The following is an 11801-nucleotide window of genomic DNA, read 5'->3' as shown; positions in this document are numbered from 1 at the left end:
TTAGTAAATTTCTACTCTTTAAAACGACTGGCCCATTGCCAAGGCGGCCTCCGCTTCAATCATCCACTCTTTGGGGCGGTGGTCGAGATCGTAAGCCTCGTACTCCTGAACAGGGATTTCCTGCAGCACCTTTAGCGCCGCCCAAGAATCGTAATCATGGAATGGGTTGAGACCCATGACATTACCCAGATTTTGGTCGGCATCGCCTCGGTAGCTGGCGATCTGGGCAAAAAGCGAGGCCGCTTTATTCAGATCCCAGTCGCTCAAAAAAAGCAGAAGAGCGGTAAACGCCATGAGCGGCTTACACGCCTTGACATCGACGTAGCTCCTGCCAAGTGCTTTCTGAATCGGATGATAATGGTTGGAAATAAAGCGAGAGAGCTCAAAGGTCGCGCCGTACTCTACCTTCAGGATGGTTGGATCGAACACGACCCTCGAACTGTTGGCGTTCAGGAGCTTTTCAATTCGACTCACCATAGGCCTCAGCATCACTGTACGTTCGCTCAGGAAAGTCAGTAGCGATTCGTGACGACGACATAGCATCACCTCCATCGCCGTCTTCATCTGGAAGCCTGGTACTCCCAGAAGCTCGTTGCTTATGGTCAGCCATTGCGGCTGATACCGCACAGGCCAGGCAGCCGCTTGCACCGCCGCTACCCACTGGAAAACCTTGGGATCGAGAGTTACCTGAAACCCTGCACTTGCTTTCTTATTATGGAACCATTCACGCATGCTCCTGATCCTCGCCTGATCAAGAAGTCCTAGGTGAATACCTTTGCATACCAGATCTCGGACTGCCCGTGACAAACCATCGCGAGCAGTTGAGCTGAACTGCACCAAGCCTTCCGGAGCCTCCCCAGGTGACAGAGCGGCAAAGTCGCAGAACACATGATGACCACCTGGAAACCGGAAGTAGGCCTGTTTGATGGCCTCCCCAGTGACTTTGGAACTGGTGGCACGAACCAGCTCGGCCCCCTTCGCAAAGCACGCGGGGCATTCAACATCAGCGTGAATGACCTGCTTCCAGATTTCCGGAATGGGCTCAGAGCGCTTCAGCTTCGGTCGCTGGTGTTGGTCAGCAAAAAGCTGGAGCAACTGATCCACATCCAGTTCCTGCTGGCGGGAAACGGAGAAAGCGGTCAACGGCATATCAAAGCTCCAATTAAATGCTAAAACCATCCAGTGGTTCGAACCATATGGTGGCAGGACGACACTGGGTGGCAGCTGATTGCTAGGCTAACTATGGCATCGGCGTTGTCCCATAACCCTATCTCATCGCGCATGCAGTGGTAAGGTGATGCTTTCATTCAAGGATGATCCATGGCCACTCACACCGCCTCCAATGCTCAAAAGCACCTCGCTGTCCTAATCGACGCTGATAACGCTCCAGCAGCAATCGTTGAGGGCCTCTTCGAAGAGATCGCCAAGTATGGCGTAGCCAGCGTCAAGCGCATTTACGGCGACTGGACTGGCCCACAGCTAGGCGGCTGGAAGAAAGTCCTTCTCGATCACTCGATTCAACCAATCCAGCAGTTCGCCTATACCAAAGGGAAAAACGCGACGGACAGCTCGCTGATCATCGATGCAATGGACTTGCTATACACCCGGCGTTTTGATGGGTTTTGCCTAGTGTCCAGCGATAGCGACTTCACCCGCCTTGCCTCTCGCCTACGCGAAGAAGGACTCACGGTATATGGGTTCGGGGAAGAGAAAACACCAAGGCCATTCGTGGCCGCATGCGACAAATTCGTCTACATCGAGCTGCTTCGCGAGGACGGCCTGACGCCGGCTAACGAAGAACCAATTCCCGACCCGAGCCTGCCTGCAGACGCCGTCAAACCTGCCGCGATGGAGAAAACAAAGAAGCCGAAGGCACCGGTCGGATTCATCGCGAAAATTCTGGACGATATCGCTGATGAAGATGGTTGGGCACACCTGGGTGCGCTGGGCGCAAATATCACAAAGCTACGGCCAGAGTTTGATCCTCGCACCCACGGATACAAGAAGCTAAGCGATCTAATCAAAGGCTATCCGCACACCTTCGAAATTCAGGCGCGCGGCGCAACGGGTGGCAGCGCTGCCATGTACGCGCGACACAAACAGCAGTGCAAATGATGAGTCCATCCTCCGTGCCACCCATTGTAACCGTCGAAACGCTCTGCGATTACATTGAAGGGCTAGACGGGCAAAGGACATTTCGGGGTGTGAACAACAATGCCCTGCTGATTCCCTTCGATGCCGTTCTCAAGCTGCTTAATACCTCTCTTCTAGAGCTGATGCGTGCAGCAAGAGTTCACAGGCCCCACCTGCCGGTGGACAAAACGCTTTCAAGATTGCTGAAGGAGCCGCAACGGGTTCCGGCTCGGGGAATGCTTTCACGTCTGCTTAGGGAAGCGCCACATCAGCTAATGCTTCATGCTCTTGTTGATCAAGCCCGACAGGGCTATGTCTGGATAACGGGCGAGGCATGGCACTCACTCTTCCACAGCTCTCTCTTCATTCACCAGACGGCACGGGGCTTCTGGATGGATTTCGTCCAGAACGCGAAAATTCTCAATGCCGTTGATATGCACTCTGACAAGGGGCATTTCGAAAAGCTTTGCGCATACGCCGACTCACCACTGGTTGACCGCTTCGGCTGCTCTGCTGTGCGTGCAGTTTTACACGCCAGGCTGAACTCCGATCCTGCAGAAGAGGTTGCCGAAAATGACCAGATCGTCCAGCACGTTGTCGTTGTGGACAGGCTTGCCGTCCTTTTACGCATCCTTGCGTGGCTTGTCGCAGATATCGTCATAGATATCGGGGAGATGATTCAGCATGACGGCATGCAGGACATCATTCCATTTGATAGCCTGTTACCTGCCATCGATCCGGTCTCTGGCGAGTGGAACAACCCGACAACTAGAGCCCTCGAGCAGTTGGCTAAACGGGCAGGATGGCAAGGCAAACAGCGAGCAATCACATTCCTGGGAAATTTGTGGGATCGTCACGATGCAGAGCAGAAAGAACCAGGCTCGCGCATCAGGTCATTGAGGAATTGGGAGCAACGTAGAAAGGGGCGACCAAAATTCGAAACCTTATGCAGCCTGGCGAATGCAGTGACGGTGGAGCAGGCGCTGCTTGCAGGTGAGTCCCCAGAAGGTCGAGATTACGACACTTGGATGCAAGCTGTAATTCTTCGCATAGGGGAAACGCTTACTGAGACCCTATACGCACTCAACACACTCGGTGTCGAAGCAACTCACATCGTGGGGATCATGGATGCCTATAGGCAGGAGTATCGCATTGCCCGCGAGGCGCTTGGAAAACCTATGAGTCCGCTCTGAGACCGAGACTGCATCTGTGCAGCCTCGATATCTGATGAACATCAATCAGGAGCCTTTACCGCCGCCTTGATTCGGATTCAGTTGCTTGCCGCGATTCCCTTGCGCCTTATCCCAGACTGCATTAGTTCCTAGTGCACCACGATTAGGATTCTTCCGATCAGAGTTAGCATCTTTGGGCGATTTAGGTGTGTTGGCCATCTCAGTTCTCCTCCTCAGAGCGATCTTCCCAATCTTCTGGGCGCTCGTCGTATCCGCGTGATTGCCAGTACGCGTCGTTGTTGTCGTTGAGTTGGTTGGCCCGGTTGTCATCGTCGCTTTTGGTGCTCATAGTTTTGCCTCGCAAGCTGAGTTAACCCCTATGGCGGCTGCCTTAGGACGACTTCATTCTTCAAGGATTGACCGCGAACCAATAGGGAACTGGGAAGGAAATTTGCTCACCCGAGCGTCAGTTCGCCCGGAATCCGCACCGGCTTGCCCCCCTCAGGGAGTGCTAGCGGCTCGGCAGGCCCAACATCCGCACTGCATCATGCAATGCTAGAATCAGTCCCGCGACATCCCTTCCCACGAGAAACCTCATGAACACAGATTTGACCGAAGAAGAGATGCGCCGAGCCCTCTTCGGCAGCCCTGCGCCGGCGACACAAGTGACTATATCCCCAGTATCGACACCGATACTCGATATAGCAGCAGCACCACCGGCAAAACCGCTGACGAAACGGAAGGTCGCGAAAGCGTTCACCCCTCATCTCCGAGTAACGATGCAGGTCGGTAACGAGTTTGAGGGCAAAACATTCGAGATGACCCACGAGACAGATACGTTGAGTACCCTCCTGGCCGAGCACGAAGCAGTGAAGGCAGCTAGGAAAAGATATCGATACGTGGAAGTGGTTGCGGTGAAATCGATGTAGGACAGTTAACTGGTAGGTTTGTGGGCAAGCAGGTCGCTGCCCTTATCGTTGCCGTTAATCACAAACCCTTATCTCAAGGGGAAGCGATGTCCTGTCTTTCATGGGGTCGTGCGGCAGTTACCTAACGAAAATCTTGTAGTATCATTCTGGCATGACGCGACCATCCAGAAGGGATTCAGATGCAGAAGCTGTTCGAAGGTATCACGTGGAGTGAGCACCTCACGGTAAAGACCGAATGGGTAGACAAATTTTTTCATCGAATCCCAGAGGTTGTCGACCTCAAGATTAAGGCTCATGCGCTGTCTCTGAAGTTTTCAGGTAACCGGCAGGAAAGTCTTGCGTTCGCAGAATACGTAGGCAATAGAATTGAAAACTACGTATTTGATCAGCGGACACTTGAGCAATTCAAAAACGAAGAGATCACTGCCTATCCAAAAGCCTCGAGCTTCTTCGGAAACACCAACCCGGTAAAAGACGGAAAATATGGAGAGCTAATCCTCTACCTTTTGGTTGAAGCAATATTTCAGACTCCAATGGTATGCCATAAACTCACGCTCCTGACTAACGTGAACGACCAAGTCAAAGGTGGTGATGGCATATTTTTTGGAACACGAGGTGACAACCTTGCAATATTGATCGGCGAATCAAAAATCTACCAAAGCCTAAGTGGCGCGATAAGCAGCTCATTAGACTCGGTAGATCGGTTCAATCAAGACCATATGGCGAGTTCTTTTGATCACGAGCTATTCATTGCGCGATCCAACATATCGAAAAATTTCAACCTAGCTCAGGCAAACGCCCTTTTTAAAGCTTTCCGCCCCGGAACTGAAGAATATCAATCCTGCAATAAGATTTTCCCTGTTCTTCTGATTTACGATGATGCCAAAATTGACAAAATTGAAGAAGAAGCAACTAACAGAGATCACGCAGAAGAATTAATCTCCGAATGGATATTAGCCCACTCTTCCGAGGCCATAGCCAATATCAGAGGGCGCCTTGAAACTCAGGCAGAGCTTAGAAAGCTGTTTATGGAATTTTTCCTGATTCCGATGAGTAGTGTCGAAAAGTTTAAAAAAACATTGTTCAAACAAATTCACGGCCTCGAGTATAAAGAGCCCCATAAGGAAGCGAAGCCGAAGGCGTCAAGGAAGAATAAGTAGATGTCTCGAGACTCAGATAGCTTGCCAATGGAAGCGTCCCGCGACGTGGATTTTGTGGCCACGTACGACCAACTGTTAAGACACTTGTTCTTGAGCAAACAGAACGGGGCAGCGAACGATCAGATTCGTATTCCGGTTGATAGGCTTCAGCACGCAACCTGGCTTGCCTCAATCATAGCATTGGGCAACTCTGACGCGTTGAAGAACCTAGCCAACTCTTTCGGCGCACTACTTCATTTGTATGCTCCGGAAAACCCGGCATACCAGCGTGCGTGCTATGTTCTTCAATCAAGATCTGGAAATTTGCTGTCCAGTAAGCACGTTCCTAACATCTTCAACAATGGTAGATATGATAATAGCTTTGGGACATTGCTTGATGTCGAGCTTGGATCAACCAGAGGAAGGCTGACGCACAACCTGAAAAGCTCGGGAGAGTTTGTGTTCACAGACTACCAAGCGAAACTTTGGTCGGCTATCCAAAGCGGTTCAAATGTTGCAATTTCCGCACCGACTTCTGCAGGGAAATCATTCATTATAAGAAGGTATATTGTAGAAAGACTCACCGCCAATGCTGCCATCGCAGTCTTCGTGGTACCTACTAAAGCCCTTATCAACCAGGTCAGCATGGATTTCAAGGCAGACCTGAAAGACCTCGCACATGTGTATACCACCTATCGCCAACCCGAAAACTATGAAAAGTCCATAATTTTCGTTTTAACACCGGAACGTTGCAACAAACTCCTCCAAGATAAGACACTAAAAAGCCCTTCAATCATATTTATTGACGAAATTCATAACTTAGAGGCCGAAGGCCGAGGCATGGTTTTCGAGAATTGCCTGTATGGATTAGTTTCCCGCTTCCCTCAAAGCCAGTTCATATTCGCTGGGCCATTCATTGAGGATATCGTTACACCGTTAAAAGAGCTGTCAGGGCTCGAACTTGTGGACGAGACAACCGTCGCCACCCCAGTATTCCAGGTTAGAGCTGCGATCACATTTCTATCCAAGAGTCTTTCAGCTGAGTACCGAATCTTTAGTCAAACGGGAAACGTATTATCTGGACAGACGATATTAAATAAAAAGCTATTTTCCAAAGCAAAAAATAAGAAAGGGGAAGCAATCGCCGCATTTCTGCAGAACCTCAAGCAGGATGAAAGCTGCATTATTTTCGCACCACGAAAAACAACCGCAGAGAATTGGGCTCTTAAGCTACCTAGTTCGATCAGAGCAAATAGTTGTCAGTCTGAGGCGATTGCAGAGCTCATTGAGTTCTTAGCTGAAGAAATTCACCCCGACTACTCACTGATAAGGACACTGAAAAAAGGCGTAGCCTTTCACCATGCTGGCCTTCCTGACATCGCGCGAATAGAAATCGAGGACTTATATTCTCAAGGCGAAATCACCAACTTGGTATGTACATCTACCCTTTTGCAAGGTGTAAACCTCCCTGCAGACAAACTAATTATTATTACTCCCCAGAATGATACCACTCCATTAACGCCATTCGAATTCAAAAATTTGATCGGTCGAGCAGGTAGGATTAGCACCAATTTATACGGTGAAGTGTACTGCCTGGAGGTAAAAGACGAAGAGTGGGGTGAAGAGAGGCTCACCAATAATGACAAGACAAAGATCAAGCCTAATACAACTTCTGTCCTCCAGAAGCATACCGATTCAATAATTCGGCTTGCAGACTCAGACAGGGAGCAAATACTTGCAGACCTTGAGAGTCCGAATTTATACACGACTATATGCTACCTGAGGCATTTATTCGTCTCCGACAAAGTCCATTACGATAGAATCTTGAATACGGCACAATTACAAGATCACCAGCGTGACCAGCTGGAATCGAAGCTTCTCAACATCCAGGTTCAACTTACCATCCCTCTTGATTTACTCAGGCAAAACCCCTACGTTGACCCGTTGCTTCAGGAAGAGCTGTACCGAAGCATTAAAAAAGATCCTTACGCCTGGATCCCAACCAGCTACCCAAACTCTCGAAGAGCATTTACTCCAACGGACGAGATTGACTTTGAGGACAAAAATTTCTACGGACAATTTGAAGAGATTGCCAAGAAACTCGACCGGATATTTTTTATAGAATCTGAAGTTAATTCTCGTTTCGGTGACTACATAGGCATTGGAAACTTAATTTATGATGCATTCCAATGGATGTCCGGAAAATCGCATAGATATTTCATCGAAAAATACTTAGATAATGCTTACACAGGGTTTGGCGAATCCCTTGTTGAGAATAACTCAGAAGAATCGGACGGTCGCAACAAAGTCGACAAAGCTGCCAGGCATGTGACTCAAAACATCAGCAGCAACATAACATTCAAGCTTGTGAAATATTTTTCATTATGGGGTGACATCACAAAGGCATGCATACCAGAAGAAGAGCACGAAACCTTAGCATACTTCCTAAGCCTCCCATCAATGATTGAGCTGGGTAGTTACGACCCCCGAGTTCTTGAGCTTATGTCTTTGGGAATCAATCGTAGCATTGCTCTCAAACTGCGAAAAGATCTTCCAAAAGATGTAGAAAATCTAGAGGAATGGCTGAGGAAGTTTAATACTGCTCGCCTATCGCCGCTACTGCGCAGATATCTCGAGCGCTCAGGACTTACCAAACAACGCGATGAAAGAAGCTTTCCTAGTCGATAATGTGGTTAAGAGGAGCCCAACCTTCTCCTCTTAAGATACACTCAAGTTGATGTAAGAGCTTTAGATTACACCTCGCAGAGGCAGGAGTATCGACCCTGAGAAAATCAGAGATGAGATTGTCACGACCGACAGCGCCTTAAGAGGCCAGTCAAAAATAATGCCTATAACGCTTGTCCGTGGGCTTTTTCTTCATCCGAACCGACTCGATGACCTAAACGCTCTTTCGTCATTAAAAGGAACATAATGAAAGTTATATACTTAGGTAAAGCAAGTCGTCGTTCTAGATATGTGCCTGAAGGTGATGAGGACATACTTGAATTATTATCTAATGACTGGGACGATTACGGCTACGGCACAACTTTTATGACAAGCTGTAGAGTCGACGGAGAGACCATCAACTTAGGTTCAATAAAAATCCTCGTCGAGGACGCGAAATCTACCAGAAGTCACTTAAAAACTTTGTTAGATAACGGCTGGGATGGCGAATTCCCGATACCTGACACACGATATATTTCGGTCGCGGTAGAAATAAGTTTTTACGAACAGCTCGATGCTCTACTTGGCACGGCACCGACCAGAAAAATTGCTAAAAAGCTCAGAGACGCCAGCCTGTTAGTTAGAGTCGAGCAAGATGCAGATTCTCTGGATCTTATCCAAAGCCAAGGATTCAAGGACTCTCTACAGCGTGAACGAGGCGCAATCCAATCTTACCTAGACACATGGAAGATTTTTGCAAAACAAGATATTGCAGTCCTTGACTTGGGATTTAGGTTCCACGACGTTTTCAATCAGACGTCTCTTCTTAGCTTAAAATACCAATCAGATAGCCCACTTCCCCACGATATAAACGTCCTGATTGGAGCGAATGGATCAGGTAAATCGCAACTACTTCATCAGATCGTAAAAAGCTGGATAGATAAAGATGAAACTGGGGAGACCGGCTTTGTCAAGCAGCCAAATCTGAGTCAAGTAGTAGTAGTGTCATATAGTCCATTCGAACAGTTTCCCGTTGATCTTCACGGGAGAAAATTCCAAGATCAGGATGCATATCGTTACTTTGGGTTCCGAGGAAGAGCTACCACCCAAGGGAGCGCTGAAAAGGGCAAAATCAGGCTATCCCAAACAGTTCCAAAGCGAAACGCAGTTACTTCTTTTCTAGACTGCCTTGACCACGACAAGCTGTATATAAATGTCCCTAAGTGGGTAAAAAAAATCGAGGTCGCAGAGAGGGTTTTGAGGGTTGCCTTTGACTTTGACTTTGCTGCCGTCTGCGTCAGCGAATATACCAGGGCTAGCAGATTCTATACTGACAGCGCACCACTAAGCGATCCATTGTATCTCACGACCACCATCAATGGAGTTGAGAAGACCTTTATCCCGATAGCTTCTGCGCAAGTCGCTAACTTAAAGGTTACAGGCCTAAGAAAGTACGTTGAAATAAATGACGGACTAACGTTCTTCAAGAACGGAGAACCAGTTCAACTTAGCTCGGGACAACGACTATTCACGTACATCGTAATTAATATTCTCGGAATAATTAGAAGAAGCAGTTTGATCCTCGTTGACGAACCGGAGCTTTTTCTTCACCCTACCCTTGAAATACAGTTCATAGAAATGCTAAAGGAAATTCTAGCAGAATTTAATTCAAAAGCACTATTAGCTACGCATTCAGTCGTGACCGTACGGGAAATGCCTGCTGATTGCGTCCACGTACTCGAGCGCACCAGGGACGGGCTTACGATCAGTAACCCCCCATTTCAAACATTTGGAGGTGATAATCAACGAATTAGCTCATATGTTTTTAATGATCAAAACACTTCAAAGCCTTTTGAAAAATGGATTAAACAACAAGTCGAGACTTTTGGGTCGGCTGAGCAGTTACTGGAAGAGTGTCGTGACGAACTCAACGACGAAATGGTCATTCAAATTAAAGCATTGGGTAACGATCAATGGTGATGCGATTAACTAAGCCTGACTTTTGTAGCATGCAAATGCTTGATAAGGCTATCCAAGAGCGGCAAAATGGAATTAATCGCGCTTACTTCAACAGCATCTCTGCAGAGTGGAGGTCGAGAGTTTCAGTCTACGTAACGCATGGTGGAACTCCCAATCTGGTTCCAACATGGCCCGCAATTGATGCCCATAAGGTTAAATTTTTAAACCTTTATGACTACCCTGCCGAAGAATCTTCACAGGGCATTATGCTAAAAAGCTTACGAGATGAGCATTTACTCAAGCTCTGTCCGGCCTGTGGAAATATAGGATCTCCAACTACCCTCGACCATTATCTCCCCAAGGCGAAATACCCTCACTTTAGTATAACCCCAGCTAATTTAAGCCCAATGTGCACAAAGTGCCAAGGACTAAAAGGTGAAAAAACCGGAAATAAGAAAGAGCCCCAGTTTTTTATTCATCCGTATTTTCATAAGTTTACTGAGTTTCAGATCCTGACATTAAAGATTTCACCACCTTTTAATCAGCCGTCTTTTATTTTAAGCCCTCACCCACGCTGGACGGGTTGGCGCCTCAAGCTTATTACCTCACACATGCGAGAGCTTGAAATCGAAAAGCGCTACGTAAATTTTTTCAAAGCCGAAAACATAAGACTAATTCGCCACTCAAGTATTAGAAGACGAAAAGGACAGGATGTGTTTGACGCTATCGAATCCAAGTGCGAGGAGCTGGAGTACCCAACTAAAAACTCTTGGGAGTATATCTTCTACTTGTCGGTGCTCGAAAATGAAGAGTTCATAGAGTATCTCTCAAATGAAGAACTGCCCATATACCCTTAGTTGCAGCTTTTTTGCAGCGGCAGCAGCTCAGAGCTACTGCAGCGCCCCTAGCTCCTGAGTGTTACTGCAACACGCGCGGAGTGAGATGGTGCTGCCCCTTTGCGACTCGGAGATAGTCACGTAAGGACGCTCGCCCATTGCCCCTCTGAAACGTTGCTAGGACGTATCTCGAGTTTTCGGTTGTCATCACCCAGAACCGCCCCTCGCGTTCGACCTTCAACACGTCTGAAGTACGAATCAGATGACCATCGCCGAACCGCCCGTACTGGTCTTTTCGCTTGTGGCCAAACACCACACCGATGCCTGCGCGCGCCCTGATGGATACTCTGCAAAGGTACGCAGTGACCGGTATGTCGAAGCCTTGCTCTTGAGCCCTTATAATTCGCTTCAGATCAAAATCTGTATGTCGTTTGCCGTGAAAATTCACATCTAGTGTGTCCAGCATCTTTGGGCTCCGGTTGCGGTCTGTATGGAGTTATCAAGAATTGCACACGCAACCAGGCGCGCTGGTATCGTGGGGGATTACTGGTAAATTTCAGGCTGATCGAATCATGCTTGAGAGAAAGACAGGCCTCAGGTTGGCCAGCGCTTCAATCTTGAAGTCTTGCTGGTGTGAGGTGTGATACACCGCCCCCTTAGCCACTTCCAGCAAGCAAACCTCAGAACCAGACCTGTCCTCACCTACGGTTACTCTGGTTAACCGCTCCATCTGCCAGCCCCCGGACTTATTCATCCAAGATGGCGTCACAGCCATAATCTCGGTGATAGCTAAATCCGCACTTTGGCTTACCAACATTTTTTGAAGCTGGTGGGTGTCGTCAATCATCACCGCGCACTCGCTGGGCCGACCCTCGTTTTCGACGCTAAGGGTTAAGTGATACCAAGGCGTTCGGAGCAGCCTTGAGACTCCGCGCCAATGGGACACGCCCTCCCCGAACATTCCTGGGA

General features: G+C 48.4%; 12 protein-coding genes. 7 read left to right on the top strand and 5 right to left on the bottom strand.

What is annotated here, in order from left to right:
• Positions 1-18: 18 nt before the first annotated feature.
• Complete coding sequence (locus BLU37_RS15410; RefSeq protein WP_090206249.1) at positions 19-1149, bottom strand: hypothetical protein; 1131 nt, start codon at positions 1147-1149, stop codon at positions 19-21.
• A 171-nt stretch (positions 1150-1320) separates the two neighbouring features.
• On the opposite strand from BLU37_RS15410, the gene BLU37_RS15405 reads away from it, so the two are divergent.
• A complete protein-coding gene (locus BLU37_RS15405) occupies positions 1321-2115 on the top strand; it encodes an NYN domain-containing protein (protein WP_090206246.1) in 795 nt (264 codons plus the stop codon).
• Positions 2116-2204: 89 nt separating this feature from the next.
• Positions 2205-3326, top strand: coding sequence for a hypothetical protein (locus BLU37_RS15400; protein WP_232000318.1), 1122 nt, complete (start codon positions 2205-2207; stop codon positions 3324-3326).
• Between the two features lie 45 nt (positions 3327-3371).
• Here the strand turns inward: BLU37_RS15400 and BLU37_RS29240 are convergent, their stop codons facing one another.
• Positions 3372-3524, bottom strand: a complete 153-nt coding sequence (locus BLU37_RS29240; RefSeq protein WP_172833024.1) for a hypothetical protein — start codon at positions 3522-3524, stop codon at positions 3372-3374.
• 1 nt (position 3525) lies between these two features.
• Positions 3526-3654 (bottom strand): hypothetical protein, encoded by a 129-nt coding sequence (locus tag BLU37_RS29680; protein ID WP_256898782.1) that lies wholly within the window; start codon positions 3652-3654, stop codon positions 3526-3528.
• 247 nt (positions 3655-3901) lie between these two features.
• On the opposite strand from BLU37_RS29680, the gene BLU37_RS15395 reads away from it, so the two are divergent.
• The 5 genes from BLU37_RS15395 to BLU37_RS29040 all read left to right on the top strand — a co-directional run bounded on the left by BLU37_RS15395 (position 3902) and on the right by BLU37_RS29040 (position 10853).
• Positions 3902-4234, top strand: a complete 333-nt coding sequence (locus BLU37_RS15395) for a hypothetical protein (RefSeq protein WP_090206240.1) — start codon at positions 3902-3904, stop codon at positions 4232-4234.
• A gap of 179 nt (positions 4235-4413) precedes the next feature.
• Positions 4414-5394 (top strand): HamA C-terminal domain-containing protein, encoded by a 981-nt coding sequence (locus tag BLU37_RS15390; RefSeq protein ID WP_090206237.1) that lies wholly within the window; start codon positions 4414-4416, stop codon positions 5392-5394.
• Between the two features lie 90 nt (positions 5395-5484).
• Positions 5485-8061 carry a DEAD/DEAH box helicase gene (locus BLU37_RS15385; RefSeq protein WP_172833023.1) on the top strand — a complete coding sequence of 859 codons (2577 nt, stop codon included), beginning with the start codon at positions 5485-5487 and terminating at the stop codon, positions 8059-8061.
• A gap of 243 nt (positions 8062-8304) precedes the next feature.
• A complete protein-coding gene (locus tag BLU37_RS15380) occupies positions 8305-10017 on the top strand; it encodes an ATP-binding protein (RefSeq protein ID WP_090206230.1) in 1713 nt (570 codons plus the stop codon).
• A 29-nt stretch (positions 10018-10046) separates the two neighbouring features.
• Complete coding sequence (locus tag BLU37_RS29040) at positions 10047-10853, top strand: hypothetical protein (protein ID WP_154972624.1); 807 nt, start codon at positions 10047-10049, stop codon at positions 10851-10853.
• Positions 10854-10914: 61 nt separating this feature from the next.
• On the opposite strand, the gene BLU37_RS29465 is transcribed toward BLU37_RS29040, so the two are convergent.
• Positions 10915-11298: a hypothetical protein gene (locus BLU37_RS29465; protein WP_090206222.1), complete on the bottom strand. Its 384-nt coding sequence runs from the start codon at positions 11296-11298 to the stop codon at positions 10915-10917.
• A gap of 90 nt (positions 11299-11388) precedes the next feature.
• Entirely contained in the window at positions 11389-11679 is a 291-nt protein-coding gene (locus BLU37_RS15365; protein ID WP_232000316.1) for a hypothetical protein, read from the bottom strand.
• Positions 11680-11801 lie beyond the last annotated feature (122 nt).

This window comes from Pseudomonas asplenii (assembly GCF_900105475.1).
Taxonomy (GTDB): Bacteria; Pseudomonadota; Gammaproteobacteria; order Pseudomonadales; family Pseudomonadaceae; genus Aquipseudomonas; species Aquipseudomonas asplenii.
The sequence above is the reverse complement of the archived record's forward strand: the minus strand, read 5'-3'. Positions and strand labels throughout refer to the sequence as shown.